This window comes from uncultured Mailhella sp., from assembly GCF_944324995.1.
GTDB lineage: Bacteria > Desulfobacterota > Desulfovibrionia > Desulfovibrionales > Desulfovibrionaceae > Mailhella.
This window is the reverse complement of record NZ_CALUYL010000002.1, coordinates 1-16,253: the sequence shown is the minus strand read 5'-3', so window position 1 is coordinate 16,253 and position 16,253 is coordinate 1. Positions and strand designations below refer to the sequence as shown.

The following is a 16,253-nucleotide window of genomic DNA, read 5'->3' as shown; positions in this document are numbered from 1 at the left end:
CCTTTGAGTGAAATGTTTGGGGTTCAGCGCCGGGGAAGAACCGTAAGCGTTTCCAGTTCCGGGATGGAAAGGTCGAGATGAAAGAGCTTTCCGTCGTCGTTCTTGTTCCGGCAGAGTCTCCGCATGAGAAGAGAGGCCATAAGACAGGCCGTGCCTGCCACGGTCAGCACATGGGTGTTCATGGGAGCGCCTTCCCTGTTGCCCGCATCTTCGCCGGGATACGCCAGAGAGAAGGGCATGTCTCCGCTGCCGTCGAAAAGGGCGAGGCCCTCGTTTCTGGCCACGGAACCCTGTACGCAGGGAACGCCGACGCGGTTGGCGGCTTCCTCCAGCATCTTTTTGCGAGCGATGGAATCCAGGCAGTCCATGACGACGTCCACGCCTTCCAGCATCTGCGGCAGATTGTCTTCGTCCAGAGCCACGGTGCGCGCTTCCACATCCATGTAGGAAGCGATGCTCAGAACTCCCTCGCGGCAGACTTCCGCCTTGAAGCGTCCCAGCGCCTGTTCCGTGCAGAAAAGCTGCCGGTTGAGATTGCTTTCCTCGAACCTGTCGGGATCGCAGAGCACAAGGCTCCCCACGCCCATGCGCGCCAGAAGCGCCGCCGCGTGACCGCCGAGGCCGCCGCATCCGGCAAGGAGAACTCTCGTGGAAAGCAGGGCGGAAAGCGCCTGCGCGCTGAAGGCTCCGCGGCAGCGGCTGAAACGTTCCGGCCAGATGTCGCGGGCAAGCAGCTCCGTCATGGCGACGCGTTCCGGAATGCCGAGTTCCTGCGCCAGAAGGCGCACGCCTTCCCGAATCATGGAGCGTTCGCCGCGCTGCTGCCTGAGATAGGGGGCAAAGCGTTCGGCAAGTTCCGTGTCGGAAGGGAAGGGACGCATTTAGCCTCCTCCCACGGCGGGAAAATACGCCACGCGGTCGCCGTCGTTCACGGTGGAGTCAAGGTCGTTCTGACGGCTGTTGATCATGACGATTTTGATTTCCTCGTGAGGGATGCCGATGCGGTTCGCCAGTTCTCCGGCGGTCAGCGAGCTCTCGCCCTCGCCGAGCGAAAACTGAAGACCCGCTTCCGGATCGTAGTCGGGAACGAGATCGCGAAGGGTGGTGCTGAGTTTTATCAGTATGCTCATGGGAGAAAAGTCCCGCGCGGAGCGGACCCCGCGCGGGACGGGAAGAGGTTACTTCTTTATCCAGTTGAAGGTGGTCTGCAGTTCTTCAGGCGTGAAGTCGAAGGTGGTGTTGTGAGGCGCCACGGGCTCGTCGGTGAAGAAGTCGGGCAGATGGTCGGCGGCTTCGGTGATGCCGGCACGACGGTTGAAGTCGATTTCCGTGGACAGGATGCGCTGACCGAGGGTGACCACGTCGTCGCCGGTGAGCTTCCAGCCGAACTTGGCGTTCAGCATGTCCACGATGGCCGCGAGGGCGTCCGGAATGTCGAGGATGGCGAAGGCCGTGAACAGGCACAGGCCCACGCTGTCCACGGAAGCCGTGGCGATCTGCAGATTGCGGGAAAGTTCGATCTGACCTTCCTTCTTGAGCGGATCAACCTTGCCGCCGCAGGAAAGGATGTTCGCGGTGACCGCGTAGCCGGCGGTGTGGTCCGCGCCCATGGGGGTGGTGGCGTAGGTGACGCCCACGCCCTTGACCGCGCGCGGATCGTAGGCGGGCAGGCTCTGACCCTTGACGCAGGGCACTCTGCGCACGCCGAACACGCGGCCGGTGGTGGCGGTGCCGCAGCCGATGATGCGGCCGAGCGGGGTGCCTTCGCTGATGCCCTTCATGGCTTCCATGACGGCCTTGCCGTCGCCGAGCGGAATGCCGCCGCCGGCCATGGCCACGCCGACGGCCACGCCGACGTCAATGGTGTCCACGCCGATGTCGTCGCACATGTGGTCGAAGGTGCAGATGAGATCGAGGTCGTCGATGTTGCTGTGGGGACCGAAGCACCACAGGGTTTCATATTCGGGCCACTTGCTCTTGAACTTGCCCTTTTCGTCGGGGAAGATGCCGCTGCAGCGGATGATGCAGCCGCTCATGCAGCCGTGGGCCACGGAGCCTTCGCCGCCGCGTTCCTTGGTGAGCTTGTTCATGCGTTCGCCGGAAACGGCTTCGTGATGCTCGAACTGGCCGCAGGTGAAGTTGCGGGTGGGAAGGCCGCCCGCTTCGTGCAGAATGTTCACGAGCACGGCGGTGCCGTATTCGGCAAGGCCCTTGCCGGTGATGGGATGGCTGGTGAGAGCCTTGGCAAAGCGCTTGGACGCGGCCTTGAAGCCTTCTTCATCCACGAGAGGATGATTCTTGCCGCCCTCGGGATTGATGATGATGGCCTTGAGGCCCTTGGAACCCATGACGGCGCCCACGCCGCCGCGGCCGGCATGGCGCTGCGGACGCAGTTCGCGGTCGGTGAAGGCGATGCTGGCGGCGGTGAGCTTGAATTCGCCCGCGCGGCCGATGGTGACGTAGCTGCAATCCTTGCCGTACTGCTCGACGAGCTTGGCCACGGCGTCGAAGTTGTTCAGGCCGGCCACGGTGGAGGGAACGAGCTTGGCGGAATCCTTGCTGATTTCAAGCTGCCACCATTCGCCTTCGGTGGCCATGTCTTCCACGATGATGGCCAGAATGCCGAGCTTGGCAAGATGGCCGCCGGGCTGACCGCCGGAGTTGGATTCCTTGATGCCTTCGGTGAGGGGGCTCTTGCAGCCCACGGAAATGCGGTTGGAGTTGGGGCTGTTGGTGGCGCCCAGCAGACCGGGGGCAAAAACGAGTTTGTTGTGCGGTCCGAGAGGAGTGCAGATGGGGTTGACCTCGCGGGCCACAATGGTGGAGGTCAGGGCGCGACCGCCAAGACCGGCGTATTCTTCGGGGATGTCCTCAAACACGCAGCTCTTGGTAGCCATGTTGACACGCAGAAAACGAAACATGCCGTGTGCTCCTTGGGTTATGGATTCACGATAATCGGAGAAGCCTCTTTAAGCCGACCATAGGGCCGTATGTTTTTTTTCGTCAAGGAAGAGAAAAAACAATCACGCTTTTTATGAAGATCTCCCATTTCGTGACGGTCAGGAGGCGGCGGGGCAGAGAGTCTGCCCCGTGCGGCAAGTCGCCTGCTACTTTGTCCAGGAAAAGAACACCGGATCCTTGCGGGTGCACGGCGGCACGGGCACCTTGGTGTAGCCCATGCTCAGCGTGGAAACCAGATGGTAGCCTTCGGGAACATGATGCTCGGCCTTGAAGTCGGCGTCGTTGAAGAGGGCTTCGGCAAAGCCTATCCAGCAGCAGCCTATGCCTTCGTTTTCCGCGGCGAGCATGATGTTGCCGGCCACGAGGGAGCAGTCGTACACATGCCAGGGCGAAGCGCAGTCGCCATAGACGATGAGCACCGTGCCCGCGTGATTGAAGATGTGGTATTTCTCATTCCTGAGCCAGGATTCGTACTGGCTGAACTGCGGATAGTCCGCCATATTGTTCAGCACCTTCTGCTTGACGCGTTCCGAGAGCGTGTCGATTTCCTTTTGGTCCTGAAGAACCACGAATCCCCACGGCTCCATGCCGGAGCCGGTGGGAGCCTTCACGGCCGTCTTCACGAGCCTTTCCAGCACGTCCTTTTCCACGGGACGATCCGTGTAGCTGCGAATGCTGCGTCGTTTTTCTATGGCTTCCAAAACATCCATGATGAGTCTCCTATTAAAGAAAGGAAGGGGAGAGCGAAAAAGGGCGGATGCCTGAAGACATCCGCCCCGGGAAAACGGGCAGGCATGAAGGGAATCTGCGCCCTCATGCCGGAGTTCAGGCGGCCGGAGCGCTACTTGTTCAGGGAGGCAACGCCGGCCTTGGCCACGTTGGTGTCTTCCTGCACGGAGCCGCCGCTCACGCCGATGGCGCCGACGACAACGCCGTTCTTGTCCTTCAGCAGTTCGCCGCCGCCGAAGATGACGAGGCCGTTGTTGGTGACTTCAATGCCGTACAGTTCGCCGCCGGGCTGGGCGGCCGCGCCGAGTTCGGCGCTGGACATGTTGAACAGACGGGCGGTCTTGGCCTTCTTCATGGAAACGTCGATGCTGCCGAGGAAGGCGCCGTCCATGCGGCAGAAGGCTTTCAGGTTGCCGCCGGCGTCGATGACGCTGATGTTCATGGGCACGCCCTGTTTCTTGGCGAAGGCCAAGGCGCCGTCAACGACCTTCTGCGCCTGTTCGAGCGTAAGATCGCCGGGAAGCTGGAGTTTGCTGGTATCGACAGCGGCGGAAGCGGGAACAACCAGAGCGGCCAGAAGGGCGCAGGTGAGAAGAGTGCGACGCATGATATCCTACTCCGTGTTTTGCAAAAGGCAGATACGGCAGCCCAGATGTCGTCATATCTGCTCTTCCGATTTTTCCTTTTTATAGCGTAGTGCCGGGAGCGTTTCAAGAGGGGGGCGGTTTTCCCTGCGGCGCCGGTCGGGAAGGGGTGGTTTTTCGTGCCGCGGGCCGCCGATTTTCCTGGGCGCATGGTTATAAAAGGAGAGCCATTCTTAATAAGAAAAGAGGGAAACGCGGAAGAGGCAAAAGGGGCGCGATGCCGTAGTTTTGAAATAAAAAATAAAATTTATTATGATATTATGCAATGTTAAGAATGAATATCCAGGGAATGCGCCGAGAATGTTACGCACTTCCCCAAGAGGCACAAAACAGGGGAAAAAGGGTGAATTTTGAAATGGAATTTTGAAATGAAACGGGAAAAGTTTCGAGCTTGTTTTTTTTAGTAACGCGGTAATATGGCCTGATGATTGATTATTTTATTTATTGAATTTTGAAATGAAAAAGTTATTTTTTTATTTTTTCAGAACCTTTGACTTTTTCTCAGCAGTACCGTAGGACAAATACAGTACAAGTCTCTTATCCTTTTGCTAACTACTGCTTTCAAGGAGTTACTATGAGCACTGATGTCAAATGCATGTACCAGGGACAGATCACTTCCTTCTTTATTCCTACTGTGACTCTCGTTGGTCCTAACTGCAGCAAGGAAATTCCTTACCGTCTGAAGAGCCTGGGCGCCAAGCATCCTCTGATAGTAACTGACAAGGGTATTGTTGCCTGCGGCATTCTGAAGCAGATTACCGACATTCTCGACGAAGGCGGCGTGTCTTATGTCGTGTTCGACGGCGCTGTTCCGAACCCCACCGACAAGAACGTGCATGACGCTGCCGAAGTTTACAAGGCCAACGGCTGCGACAGCCTCATCACCCTCGGCGGCGGCAGCTCTCACGACTGCGGCAAGGGCGTCGGCTTCCTGGTCAGCAACGGCGGCAAGATTCAGGACTACGAAGGCGTGGACAAGTCCTCCAAGCCCTTCCCTCCCTATGTTGCCGTGAACACCACCGCCGGCACCGCTTCGGAAATGACCCGTTTCTGCATCATCACCGACGTTGCCCGCAAGGTTAAGATGGCCATCGTTGACTGGCGCTGCACTCCCAGCGTCGCCATCGACGACCCCGTCCTCATGATGGGCATGCCGCCTTCCCTGACCGCCGCCACCGGCATGGACGCCCTGACCCACGCCGTGGAAGCCTATGTTTCCACCGCCGCCACTCCCATGACCGACGCCTGCGCTGAAAAGGCCATTGAATTCATCAACCGCTACCTGCGTCGCGCCGTGGCCAACGGCAAGGACAAAGAAGCCCGCGAAGGCATGTGCTACGCTGAATACCTCGCCGGCATGGCGTTCAACAACGCCAGCCTCGGCCACGTGCATGCCATGGCTCACCAGCTGGGCGGCTTCTACAACCTGCCTCACGGCGAATGCAACGCCATCCTGCTGCCCTACGTCTGCGAATACAACCTCATCGCTGCCCGCCGCCGCTTCGGCCGCATCGCCACTCTGCTCGGCGAACGCACCGAAGGCTACACCGCCAACCAGTCCGCTGAAGCCGCTGTGAAGGCCATCCGCGAACTGTCCCGCGACGTCGACATCCCCGAAGGCCTCATCGCCCTCGGCAAGAAGTACGGCAAGGAAGTGCGCGAAGAAGACATCCCGATCATGACCGCCAACGCTCAGAAGGACGCCTGCGGCCTGACCAACCCTCGTACGATGACCGACGCTGCCGTGGCGGCCATCTACAAGAAGGCTCTGTAAGAGCGGCATGAAATGATGCCGGAGTCTCCCCTCCGGCATTAACCTGGTACATCCACCTCCCCGATGACGTGCGCATATGGTCGGCATATGCGCACGTCTCTTTTTTAGTCCGCGTCTGGTGTTGCCGTCGGTGTTGACGAAGTGTCTGAACCGCATCGACGACAAGGCTGACCGACGCCGCGGCTGGCGTCGGCATGCCGCGTTGGCGGCGCTGCGCAGGGCGGCATCCCGCGGAGAGCGTGATTCGATTCGCGCGGGCGTCGCTGCGGGTGGTCGGACCGGCCTCGAGCTCTGGTTCGCGGCAGCGAGAAGGGCGGCCGCCTGCCGTTCGCTCCTCGGCGCGCGGATGGTGGCGCGGTTTGTGGGCGCGGATCGCTCCGCGGGAGCGGTCTTTGCTGAGAAATGCAGGGAAAGCGCCATCGCGGCGCGTCGTGCCGGGAGAAGGCTTTGCGTCGCTACAGAAAAATGCAGACTTTCGGCCGGGAGCGGGGAGGATGCGCCCTTGCTGATGTTCAATCGGGCGTCGCAGGGCGGAAAGCGTTCGGCAAAAAAAAGAAGAGCCGCCCACGATGGAGCGGCTCTTTTCGTCAGAAGAAGCACATTATTTGGTTATTTGGCTTCCAGGAAGGCCTGATAGGCCAGCTTGGTGGAGTAGATGTCGGGCACGGAGGCCAGCTCAAAGGGGCTGTGCATGCCGAGCAGGGCGGGACCGGCGTCCACCACGTCCATGCCGTAGGCGGCCAGGAACAGCGCCACGGTGCCGCCGCCGCCCACATCGACCTTGCCGAGTTCCGCAAGCTGCCACGGAATGGATTTGGCGTCGAGCACGCCGCGCATCCAGCCGATGTATTCGGGGTGCGCGTCGTTGGCGCCGTACTTGCCGCGGGAGCCCGTGAACTTGCAGAACGCCACGCCGTAGCCGAAGAAGGCGGAGTTCTTGAGTTCATGACGATCCTGCCAGTCGGGATCAACGGCGGCGTGGACGTCGCCGGACATGGCCCTGGTGTTCATCATGATCTTGCGGAAGGGCGTTTCCGGCTCCCAGGCGGCGGCCATGTCTTCCACGCAGTACTGGAAGAAGCGGGAGCTTGCGCCGGTTGAGCCGTCGGAGCCGATTTCTTCCTTGTCCCAGAAGATGAGGCAGCTCGTATATTCGGGGTCTTCGGCATCGAGCAGGGCCTGAAGAGCGGTATAGACGCAGATGCGGTCGTCCTGGCCGTAGCCGCCGACAATGCCCTTGTCGAGGCCTACGTAGCGGGCGCGTCCGGCGGGCACGGCTTCCAGTTCGGCGGAAATGAGGTCGTCTTCGCGGATGCCGTATTTTTCGTTCAGAAGCTGGAGCACGCGGGCCTTCACGGCGTCCTTGGGAGCCTTGTCGTCTTCCTTGTCCTTGTCGGCGAGCACGGGTTCGTGACCCATGATGATGTTGAGCTTTTCCGCGTCGAAGGCTTCGGAGAGCTTGAGATTGCCGTCCTTGTGGGCGAGATGCGGCAGCAGATCGGCAATGGTGAACACGGGTTCGTTTTCCTCTTCACCGAGGCGGACGCGGATGACTTCGCCGTCGGATTTCACGATGACGCCGTGAATGGCCAGAGGACGGGCAAACCACTGATACTTGCGCAGGCCGCCGTAATAATGGGTTTTGGCCTGTCCCACGCCCACCTGTTCCATGAGCGGATGCTGCTTGAGGTCGAGGCGGGGGCTGTCGGTGTGGGCACTGATGAGGCGGATGCCTTCGGAAAGAGGCTTGCGGCCTCTGCGGGCCACGAAGATGGCCTTGCCGTGCAGGGCCTGCCAACCCTTGCCGGTGCCGAAGCCTTCCGTGTATCCGGCGTCTTTCAGACGGGCGATCACGCCGTCCACGGCTTCGCGTTCGGTTTTGCAGTCGGAAATGAAGCGGATGTAGTCGTCGGCCAGCGTCGTCATGGCCCGGCGGTCTTCGGCCGAGCGATAAACTTCCCAGCCGGATTTGGAACAGGATGCAAGTTCGTCCATGATAACCTCGATAGGAAAATGGAATGATGTGCAAAGGTTGTCGTGCCCGGGCGCGGCGCTCTTGCGGAAAAAACGTTTGTTTTCCAGAAAAAGGGCGGTTCGCCTCGGGCAACGCCTAAAAAATAAGTACGCGGACGCGTTGCGTCAAATGCCGTGATTCCGTTCAGGGGCGGGCGGAAGACAAAAACGAAGCGCCTCGCCGGGGAGACGAGGCGCTTTTTTATGATCAGTCTTCGCGCAGCAGCGCTTCCCTGAGCGCCCGGGATGCGTCGGCAAAGTCGTCGTCTTCCATGGTGCGCGGATCGAGCTGGAAATACGGGCCTTCCAGTCTGCCCACGACCGGGGGCTCGGTGGAGAGCAGGCGCATTTTCAGATGCGTGGCCGAACCCTTTGCCGGATGCACGCACACCAGCGTGGTGGGCATGCCCTGTTCGGGGAAGGAGCCGCCGCCCACGCGGGAAAAATCGTCCTTGAGCGAGCAGACGGCGAGGCCGTCGAGTTCGCGCGAAAGCAGGGCGGCGAGCTTCTCGGCACGGCTTCTGAGCTCTGCGGTGTCCATGCTCATGCGCCGCACCGTGGGAATCGCCCTGCGGGCCGTTTCCGGATCGCGGTACAGCCGCAGCGTGGCTTCCAGGGCGGCAAGGGTGAGCTTGTCGCAGCGCAGGGCGCGCAGAAGCTGATTCTTCTTCATCTGATCGACATAGACCTTGCGGCCCACGATGATGCCCGCCTGCGGTCCGCCGAGCACCTTGTCGCCCGAGAAGGTGACCACGTCGGTTCCCTGACGCAGCACTTCGGGCACGGTGGGTTCGTCGTGCAGTCCCCAGCGGGAGAAGTCCATGAGGCTGCCGCTGCCGAGATCTTCGAGCATGGGCAGCTGATGGGCGTGGGCGAAGTCGGCGAGTTCATTGGCGGGCACGCTGGAATGGAAGCCGATGATGCGGTAGTTGGAGGGATGCACCCAGAGCACGGCGCGCGTGTTTTCGGAAAGGGCGCGCTCGTAGTCGGCAAGGTGCGTGCGGTTGGTGGTGCCCACTTCCCTGAGCGTGGCGCCGCTGCGCTCCATGACGTCGGGAATGCGGAAGCTGCCGCCGATTTCCACAAGCTGCCCGCGGGAAAGCAGCACTTCGCCGCCCTTGCACAGCGTGTCCAGCATGAGCAGCACGGCCGCGGCGTTGTTGTTCACCACGAGCGCCGCCTCGGCTCCGGTGAGGGAGCAGAGCAGCTCTTCCACAAGGCTGATGCGGCTGCCGCGCTCTCCGGTTTCGAGGTCGAATTCCAGATTGCTGTAGCCGGACGCGGCAATGCGCACCGCTTCCTGCGCTTCTTTGGCCAGCACGGAGCGGCCGAGATTGGTGTGAACCACCACGCCTGCCCCGTTGATGACCCGGCGCAGCCGGGGCCTGTCCTTGCGGGCGACGAGCGCTTCAAGACGGGGCTTCACGGCGTTCGGGCTCAGGGCGGCTTCGTCCGTCACGCGGCCGAAGCGGATGTCTTCGCGCAGTTCGTCGAGCAGGGCGCGGGAGCATTCCAGAAGCACGCTGTGCGGCGTGGAGGGAAAGGAGTCCTCCAGCCAGCGGAGACACGCGTCCACCGAGGGAAGAGAGCGGAAAAGTGACGACATGGATTCTCCTCATATGACGGAATCCCGCCGAAGACCAGCTTCGGACGGGATCCGGGAAAAGCCGTTCAGCGGACGCTTTCGGCAGGCTTGAGCAGGGAAGGCCAGAGGCTGAACAGTTCCGAAAGCAGATACAAAGAGCCGCACACCAGCACGGGCCTGCCGCCGGCGGCCTTTTCTGCGGCGGCGAGCGCCGCTTTCAGATCCGGCAGGGCGACGGCGTTGTCGCCGAGCAGCGCGGCCAGCGTTTCCGGCGAGGCGGCGCGGGGATTGTCCTGAATGGCGGGCACGAACAGCGGTTTGTCTCCGGCCAGCTTCTTCACCAGTGCGGTGAGCTTTTCCGGCTGCTTGTCGGCAAGGCAGGAGAACACCACCGCGCCGGGGCGCTCGTTCTCGCTCATGCCTTCCACGGCGGTCAGGAGGGCCGTCATGCCGTGCGGATTGTGCGCGCCGTCCAGCCACAGGGCGGGATGCCCTTCTCCGGCGGGCGCAAACTGCAGTCTGCCGGGAATGAAGGCGCGGGAAAGTCCGCGGGCAATGGTGTGTGCGTCGGTCTTCCAGTGGAAGCGCTGGCACAGCATGACCCAGGCCAGCACGGCCGTCTGCGCGTTCATGCGCTGATGAGCGCCGCGCAGGCCGAGAGTCACGTCTTCCGGCAGCACGGAGCAGGCCTTCAAGTCGTCGGGCAGGCATTCCCACAGAGCCTTGCCCGCTTTGGTGCCGTCGCAGCCTTCCGGCGCGGGGCAGGAACACAGGGGAATGCCCCGCGCTTCCGCCTTGGACAGGAGTATGCTGCGGGCCTCTTCCTGCTGGGGCGCGCTCACGGCCAGAGACACGCCCGCGCGCAGGGCGTCGGACTTGTCGTCGGCAATGGCGGCGAGAGTGTCGCCGAGCACGTTCATGTGATCCATGCCGATGGGGGCGAAGCACACCATGTCCACAGGCAGGGACGTGGTGGCGTCGTAGCGGCCGCCGAGACCGGCTTCAAAGATCATGAGATCGCTTTCGCTGGTCTGGAAGGCTTCGGCCGCCATGACGGTGAGCAGCTCGAAGTAGGTGAGATCCTTTTCCACTTCCACGGCGCTGTCCGCCAGAGCGGGCCACACGCGGCGGGGCAGCATGGTGTGATTGAGCTGAATGCGCTCTTCCGGCCAGACGAAGTGCGGCGAGGTGTAGAGCCCTACGTTCATGCCGTGGGCCATGGCTATGGACTGCAGAAACACGGACGTCGAACCCTTGCCGTTGGTTCCCACGACCTGCACGGCCGGACAGCGGAACTTCGTCAGACCGAGCGCGCGCAGGGAACGTTCCATGCGGCCGAGGCCCATGTCCATGTGGAACATGCCCAGAGAATCGAGATGACGCAGCACTTCCTCATAGGAGTGGAAGGGCGCGGAAGCGGACAGCATGCAGCAGGAAGGCGTTTCACTCATGGGAGGCTTCTTTTTTGGCTTTGACGGAGGCGCGCAGCCAGTCGTACCAGGCGTCGAGGCCGGTGCGGGCGCGGCAGGAAATTTCCATGACGGCCAGATCGGGATTCAGGGCGGAGGCGTGGGCGCGGGCCCGGGCAACGTCGAAATCCACGTAGGGGAGCAGGTCGATCTTGTTGAGAATCATGGCCTTGGCCTTGTGGAACAGGTAAGGATACTTCTGGGGCTTGTCGTCGCCTTCGGTCACGCTGAGCAGGGCCACCTTGGCGTCTTCGCCGCAGTCGAATTCCGTGGGGCAGACGAGGTTGCCCACGTTTTCGATGAACAGAATGTCGAGATTGTCGCAGTCGATGGACCGGAGCGCTTCGCTCACCATGCTGCTGTCGAGATGGCAGCCGCCTTCGGTATTGATCTGCACGGCCTGCGCGCCGGACGCGGCCACGCGGCGGGCGTCGTTGTCGGTCTGGAGGTCGCCTTCGATGACGGCCATGCGGAACTCGCCCGCAAGGTCGTTCAGCGTGCGTTCCAGAAGAGAGGTCTTGCCGGAGCCGGGAGAGCTGATGAGGTTGAGCACGAGTGTGCCGCGGCTCGCGAATTCTTCGCGAAGGCGGGCGGCAATGCGGTCATTGGCTTCCAGGACGTTGCGCACGACGGGGATTTCCATGATATGCCTCGAATGGTTCAGAATGCAGAGAAAAAAGCGGCGTTATTCCGCTTCCAGATGATCGAGAAAAATGCCTTCCCCTCCGACGACGCTGAAGGGAACGCTTTCGCCGCAGGCGGGACAGGGCTCGTACAGGGCGTTTCTGTTTTCGGGAGAAAATTGATGGCCGCACATGCAGCAGGAAAGACGCAGGGGTTCCTCCACCAGTTCGAGCCTTGCCCCTTCGTGGGGAGTGCCTGCGGTCATGGCTTCAAAGGCCATGCGCATGGCGTCGGGCTGCACCTGATCGAGCACGCCGTGCCGGATGCGCAGAAGCGTGAGGCGGCGGGCGCCGTGACGGGTGAGCTCTTCCTGGGCGATGTCCATAACGCTTGCCATAAGAGAAAGTTCATGCATGAAGATGGTCTATAGTAAAAAGTCCCGACCGTCCACCGTGGCAGAATTTTTCACATGACGCGGCGGCTTGTCATGGCCCGGCCATCTCGGCTATAGAGGGAGAAAACATTGCTTCGCGTCATGCATCATGAGAGGAAGATATGCGCAGGACTTTGCGTCTTTTTGTCTATGCGGCGGTCATGCTGATCGTGGCCGTCGGCGTTGCCGCCGTGCTGAAGGATGATCCCGGCTACGAGGCCGGACGTTCGGAAATATCGGGAAAACTCGTGGGACTTACCGAGTATCAGGAAAACCGAAACACCGAGGCGTCCGAAGTCCGCGCCGACGGGGACGAAAGTGCTGCGGCGTCCGTCGGCCGGGTGCTGGATGCGGTCGACGACGGAGCCGCGGACAGAAAAGCGGCTTCCGCCTCCGCGCCCTTTGATACGCGACCCGCTTCCGTGGCGTCGGACGACGCCGGGAAGAGTGAAGTCAACAAAGCCGACGCTTCGGAAAAGAAACAGCGCGTCGCGTCTGCCCCTTCCTCTTTAAAGGATAAGGAACCCGTCGCCGAGGCGGAAAGCGGAAAGAAAAACGCGTCCGCCTCGTCCAAAAAGAGCAGTGCGGAAGATGCGGCCCCCAAACAGGCAGAAGAGACGCCTGCCGCAAAAGCCGCGCCTGAACAGGCATCCGCCGCATCGCAGTCTTCCGCGGAAACCGCGTCGGAAGACAAGAAGCCGCAGTATGAGCGGGTGGTGACGTCCGCCAGATTTTCCATGCAGGGCAGTCAGATCAAGCTGGTGCTCCAGGGCAACGCGCCCATGGTGGGGCATTATTTCACGCTCGCCGAACCCGACCGCGTGGTGCTCGATCTGGCGGGCAACTGGGACGTCGCCGTGCCGCGCGTGCCGAGCAACCGGCTTATTGAGGCCGTGCGCGTAGGCCAGCACGACGACAAGACCCGCATTGTCTTCGACATGAAAACGCAGGGCAAGGTGGCGCTGGTGCCTTTGAACCGCAACTCGCTTGAGCTGCGCATCCAGTAGGGGGCGGAAGATGAACGTCGACGGAAGGCATTACCGCACCATCTGGACGGAGGGCGAAGGCGAGAACGAAACGCTGTTCATCATCGATCAGACGGCGCTGCCCCACGAATTTCGGGTGAAGGCGCTGCGCACGGTGGATGACGTGTGCCGGGCCATCCGCGACATGTGGGTTCGCGGCGCGGGACTTATCGGAGCTGCGGCGGCGTGGGGCGTGTGGGTGGCCGCGCGCACGGCTCCCGAGGGAGATTTTGCCGGATTCATGGCGAGGAGCATGGAGGCGCTGCGCTTGACCCGTCCCACGGCCAGCAATCTGGCGTGGGCGCTGGAGCGTCAGAAAAAGGCGCTGGCCGGGCGTTCCGGCCGCGAGGCCGTGCTTGCCGCCCATGCCGAAGCCAAGGCCGTGGCCGATGAGGACGCGGAATTCTGCCGACGCATAGGCGCGCACGGGCTTCGTCTCATTGAAGAGGCCGCGGCAAAACATCCCGGGCGTCCGGTCAATATTCTGACGCACTGCAACGCCGGGTGGCTGGCTTTTGTGGACTACGGTTCCGCGCTCTCTCCGGTGTACGCGGCCTTCGACGCGGGCATTCCCGTTCACGTGTGGGTGGATGAAACGCGGCCGCGCAATCAGGGCGCGAGCCTCACCGCGTGGGAGCTCGGCATGCACGGCGTGCCGCATGATCTCATTGCGGACAACGCGGGCGGCCATCTCATGCAGCACGGCATGGTGGACATGGTGATTACCGGTGCGGACAGAGTGACGCGCTGCGGCGACGCGGCCAACAAGATAGGCACCTATCTGAAGGCGCTGGCCGCGGCGGACAACAACGTGCCTTTTTACGTGGCGCTGCCGTCTTCGACGTTTGATTTTTCTCTGCGCGACGGCGTGAGGGACATTCCCATAGAGGAGAGAAACGCCGACGAGGTGCGCGTCATGACCGGCTTTGCGGACGACGGGAGCGTGACGAGCGTGCGCATCTGTCCTGCCGGAACTTCGGCGCGAAACTGGGCCTTTGACGTAACGCCCGCGCGGCTCATTGCCGGACTCATTACCGAAAGAGGCGTGTGCGGGGCCTCGGAGCAGGGGATTCTTTCCCTGTACCCGGAACATCGCAATGATTGAGGAGCAAGCCATGAGCGTGGATGAAGGATACGTCAAATATCGCTGTGTGCATGAATACGGGCCGGCTCCGCAACATCCCGACTGGGAGGCGCTGAACGCGCTGCGCACCGATCTTGTCCGGGCCGGGCTTGTGGGCGTGCTGGACAACGGCGTGGGCTACGGCAACGTTTCCCTGCGCGCGGATCAGGGATTTGTGGTGACGGCGACGGCCACGGGGCATATTCCCGTGCTGGGCCCGGAACATTACTGTCTGGTCACCCGCTGCGACGTGGACGCGAACACGGTGTGGTCGGTGGGGCCCGCGCAGGCGAGTTCCGAATCCATGACTCATGCGGCCGTGTATGAGGCGTCGCCCGTGACCGGATGCGTCATCCATCTGCACAACGACGGATTGTACGGTCAGCTCATGGCGGGCAAGGCTCCCGCCACGTCGCCGGACGCGGCCTTCGGCACTCCGGCCATGGCGCACAGCGTTGCCGAGCTGGTGCGGCGGCATCCGGCGGACGGCATTATCGTCATGTCCGGGCATCAGGGCGGCTTTCTCATGTACGCCCCGAACGTCGATCACATGCGCGATCTGCTCTACATGCTTTCGCAGGGCTACATTCCCTGTTAGCGCGAGGAGCGGTGGAAGAGGTTTCCCGCACAAAAGACGCCCCGGACAGGGGGAGACGACAGACCGGGGAGGGCGTTGCCTGGCGTTCGTTTCGGGTGCGGCGTTGCCGAGCGGCGGGCGTCCGGCGGAGGGCTTCGCGTTTGCCTGAAAGGCGGGCGGAATCGAAAGGGCCCTTGCCGGCGGCTGCCCGGAGCTCGGCGAAGATCCAGATTATTGTTCCGACAACGGAGAGGAGAGAAAGATGCAAAGGAAAATAGGCATTATCGGCGGCAGCGGACTTGACGATCCGTCGTTGTTTGAGCATCCTCGCGACACGGAGATGACCACGCCCTGGGGCGAGCCTTCCAGTTCGCTGCGCGAAGGCTTCATCGGCGGCGTTCCGGTGGTGCTCATGGCCAGGCACGGACGCAGACACACCATTCCGCCGAGCCAGGTGAACTATCGGGCCAATCTCTGGGCGCTGAAGGAAGCCGGATGCACGCACGTGCTGGCCAGCACGGCGGTCGGCTCCCTGCGGGAGGAAATCGGACGCGGCGATCTGGTGCTTCCCGATCAGTTCATAGATTTCACGAGATCGCGCAAGCTGAGCTTTTTTGAATCGTTCGAGCCCGGTTCTCCCATGCATACCGCCATGGCCGAACCGTTCGACGCCGGTCTGCGGCGGATCATGGCCGAGGAACTTTCGGCTCTGGGGTATCGCTTTCACAACGGCGGCACGGTCGTGACCATCGAAGGGCCGCGTTTTTCCACAAGAGCCGAATCCCGCATGTTCCGCCTCTGGGGGGCGGACATCATCAATATGAGCATCGCCACGGAGGCGATCATGGCCAATGAGCTGGGCGTGCCCTATGCGGCCGTGGCCATGAGCACGGATTACGATTCCTGGAAAGAGGATGACGCCGTCACCTGGGAAGCGATTCTTGCCGTGGCGCATGCCAACGCCGAAAAGGTGCTGGAACTGTTCAGGCGCGTTATCCCCAGACTCGCCTGACGGCGAGGGGGGAAGCGTCTCTGGAAGCAGCGGAGAAGGGCGGGCGTTGCCCTTCCGCTGCTTTTTTGCGGGCAATGCGGGGCGGGGAGCGCCGTGCGGACAGGCAGAACTCGCGATGCAATGAGCCTGGCGCTATTGAAAATAGAAAAATAAAATAAATGTAATCAGTATATTAAATATAAAAAGAGTAAAAAGAATAAAAAAACTGCAAAAAAGTGTTTGACAAGTCGGGGGTAAATGGGCATAACTCGAAAACGCGCTGAGGCACAGCGGCTCAAACGAGC

At 61.7% G+C, this 16,253-nt stretch carries 15 protein-coding genes; 5 read left to right on the top strand and 10 right to left on the bottom strand.

What is annotated here, in order from left to right:
* Positions 1-23: 23 nt before the first annotated feature.
* From Q0K02_RS02005 to Q0K02_RS01985, 5 genes are all read right to left on the bottom strand, one after another.
* A complete protein-coding gene (locus Q0K02_RS02005; protein WP_294484557.1) occupies positions 24-881 on the bottom strand; it encodes a ThiF family adenylyltransferase in 858 nt (285 codons plus the stop codon).
* Complete coding sequence (locus Q0K02_RS02000) at positions 882-1,130, bottom strand: MoaD/ThiS family protein (RefSeq protein ID WP_294484556.1); 249 nt, start codon at positions 1,128-1,130, stop codon at positions 882-884.
* A 48-nt stretch (positions 1,131-1,178) separates the two neighbouring features.
* A complete protein-coding gene (locus tag Q0K02_RS01995; protein WP_294484552.1) occupies positions 1,179-2,921 on the bottom strand; it encodes an aldehyde ferredoxin oxidoreductase C-terminal domain-containing protein in 1,743 nt (580 codons plus the stop codon).
* A 186-nt stretch (positions 2,922-3,107) separates the two neighbouring features.
* Positions 3,108-3,671 carry a nitroreductase family protein gene (locus Q0K02_RS01990; RefSeq protein ID WP_294484550.1) on the bottom strand — a complete coding sequence of 188 codons (564 nt, stop codon included), beginning with the start codon at positions 3,669-3,671 and terminating at the stop codon, positions 3,108-3,110.
* Positions 3,672-3,802: 131 nt separating this feature from the next.
* The gene (locus Q0K02_RS01985) at positions 3,803-4,297 is read right to left on the bottom strand and encodes a heme-binding protein (protein WP_294484549.1); all 495 of its coding nucleotides are present in this window, start codon (positions 4,295-4,297) and stop codon (positions 3,803-3,805) included.
* A gap of 611 nt (positions 4,298-4,908) precedes the next feature.
* Between Q0K02_RS01985 and Q0K02_RS01980 the strand changes: the two genes are divergently transcribed.
* Positions 4,909-6,108, top strand: coding sequence for an iron-containing alcohol dehydrogenase (locus Q0K02_RS01980; RefSeq protein ID WP_294484546.1), 1,200 nt, complete (start codon positions 4,909-4,911; stop codon positions 6,106-6,108).
* Between the two features lie 609 nt (positions 6,109-6,717).
* Here the strand turns inward: Q0K02_RS01980 and Q0K02_RS01975 are convergent.
* From Q0K02_RS01975 to Q0K02_RS01955, 5 genes are all read right to left on the bottom strand, one after another.
* Positions 6,718-8,103: an aminopeptidase gene (locus Q0K02_RS01975; RefSeq protein WP_294484544.1), complete on the bottom strand. Its 1,386-nt coding sequence runs from the start codon at positions 8,101-8,103 to the stop codon at positions 6,718-6,720.
* Between the two features lie 226 nt (positions 8,104-8,329).
* Positions 8,330-9,727: an L-seryl-tRNA(Sec) selenium transferase gene (gene selA / locus Q0K02_RS01970; protein WP_294484541.1), complete on the bottom strand. Its 1,398-nt coding sequence runs from the start codon at positions 9,725-9,727 to the stop codon at positions 8,330-8,332.
* Positions 9,728-9,792: 65 nt separating this feature from the next.
* Positions 9,793-11,157, bottom strand: a complete 1,365-nt coding sequence (locus Q0K02_RS01965; RefSeq protein WP_294484538.1) for a cyanophycin synthetase — start codon at positions 11,155-11,157, stop codon at positions 9,793-9,795.
* A complete protein-coding gene (hypB, locus tag Q0K02_RS01960; protein ID WP_294484535.1) occupies positions 11,150-11,818 on the bottom strand; it encodes a hydrogenase nickel incorporation protein HypB in 669 nt (222 codons plus the stop codon). Before hypB ends, Q0K02_RS01965 begins: the two co-directional genes overlap by 8 nt.
* 42 nt (positions 11,819-11,860) lie before the next feature.
* Positions 11,861-12,214: a hydrogenase maturation nickel metallochaperone HypA gene (locus tag Q0K02_RS01955; RefSeq protein WP_294484533.1), complete on the bottom strand. Its 354-nt coding sequence runs from the start codon at positions 12,212-12,214 to the stop codon at positions 11,861-11,863.
* A gap of 140 nt (positions 12,215-12,354) precedes the next feature.
* On the opposite strand from Q0K02_RS01955, the gene Q0K02_RS01950 reads away from it, so the two are divergent.
* From Q0K02_RS01950 to mtnP, 4 genes are all read left to right on the top strand, one after another.
* Entirely contained in the window at positions 12,355-13,239 is an 885-nt protein-coding gene (locus tag Q0K02_RS01950) for an AMIN domain-containing protein (RefSeq protein WP_294484531.1), read from the top strand.
* A 10-nt stretch (positions 13,240-13,249) separates the two neighbouring features.
* Positions 13,250-14,362, top strand: coding sequence for an S-methyl-5-thioribose-1-phosphate isomerase (gene mtnA, locus Q0K02_RS01945; RefSeq protein WP_294484529.1), 1,113 nt, complete (start codon positions 13,250-13,252; stop codon positions 14,360-14,362).
* A gap of 10 nt (positions 14,363-14,372) precedes the next feature.
* Positions 14,373-14,978 carry a class II aldolase/adducin family protein gene (locus Q0K02_RS01940; protein ID WP_294484527.1) on the top strand — a complete coding sequence of 202 codons (606 nt, stop codon included), beginning with the start codon at positions 14,373-14,375 and terminating at the stop codon, positions 14,976-14,978.
* 241 nt (positions 14,979-15,219) lie between these two features.
* Entirely contained in the window at positions 15,220-15,969 is a 750-nt protein-coding gene (gene mtnP / locus Q0K02_RS01935; protein WP_294484524.1) for an S-methyl-5'-thioadenosine phosphorylase, read from the top strand.
* Positions 15,970-16,253 lie beyond the last annotated feature (284 nt).

Coding starts and splice junctions, on each gene's coding strand:
- Q0K02_RS01985 (WP_294484549.1), bottom strand. CDS start 4,297: ATGCGTCGCACTCTTCTCACCTGCGCCCTTCTGGCCGCTCTGGTTGTT.
- Q0K02_RS02000 (WP_294484556.1), bottom strand. CDS start 1,130: ATGAGCATACTGATAAAACTCAGCACCACCCTTCGCGATCTCGTTCCC.
- Q0K02_RS01955 (WP_294484533.1), bottom strand. CDS start 12,214: ATGCATGAACTTTCTCTTATGGCAAGCGTTATGGACATCGCCCAGGAA.
- mtnP (WP_294484524.1), top strand. CDS start 15,220: ATGCAAAGGAAAATAGGCATTATCGGCGGCAGCGGACTTGACGATCCG.
- Q0K02_RS01975 (WP_294484544.1), bottom strand. CDS start 8,103: ATGGACGAACTTGCATCCTGTTCCAAATCCGGCTGGGAAGTTTATCGC.
- Q0K02_RS01980 (WP_294484546.1), top strand. CDS start 4,909: ATGAGCACTGATGTCAAATGCATGTACCAGGGACAGATCACTTCCTTC.
- Q0K02_RS01990 (WP_294484550.1), bottom strand. CDS start 3,671: ATGGATGTTTTGGAAGCCATAGAAAAACGACGCAGCATTCGCAGCTAC.
- Q0K02_RS01940 (WP_294484527.1), top strand. CDS start 14,373: ATGAGCGTGGATGAAGGATACGTCAAATATCGCTGTGTGCATGAATAC.
- Q0K02_RS02005 (WP_294484557.1), bottom strand. CDS start 881: ATGCGTCCCTTCCCTTCCGACACGGAACTTGCCGAACGCTTTGCCCCC.
- hypB (WP_294484535.1), bottom strand. CDS start 11,818: ATGGAAATCCCCGTCGTGCGCAACGTCCTGGAAGCCAATGACCGCATT.
- mtnA (WP_294484529.1), top strand. CDS start 13,250: ATGAACGTCGACGGAAGGCATTACCGCACCATCTGGACGGAGGGCGAA.
- selA (WP_294484541.1), bottom strand. CDS start 9,727: ATGTCGTCACTTTTCCGCTCTCTTCCCTCGGTGGACGCGTGTCTCCGC.
- Q0K02_RS01965 (WP_294484538.1), bottom strand. CDS start 11,157: ATGAGTGAAACGCCTTCCTGCTGCATGCTGTCCGCTTCCGCGCCCTTC.
- Q0K02_RS01950 (WP_294484531.1), top strand. CDS start 12,355: ATGCGCAGGACTTTGCGTCTTTTTGTCTATGCGGCGGTCATGCTGATC.
- Q0K02_RS01995 (WP_294484552.1), bottom strand. CDS start 2,921: ATGTTTCGTTTTCTGCGTGTCAACATGGCTACCAAGAGCTGCGTGTTT.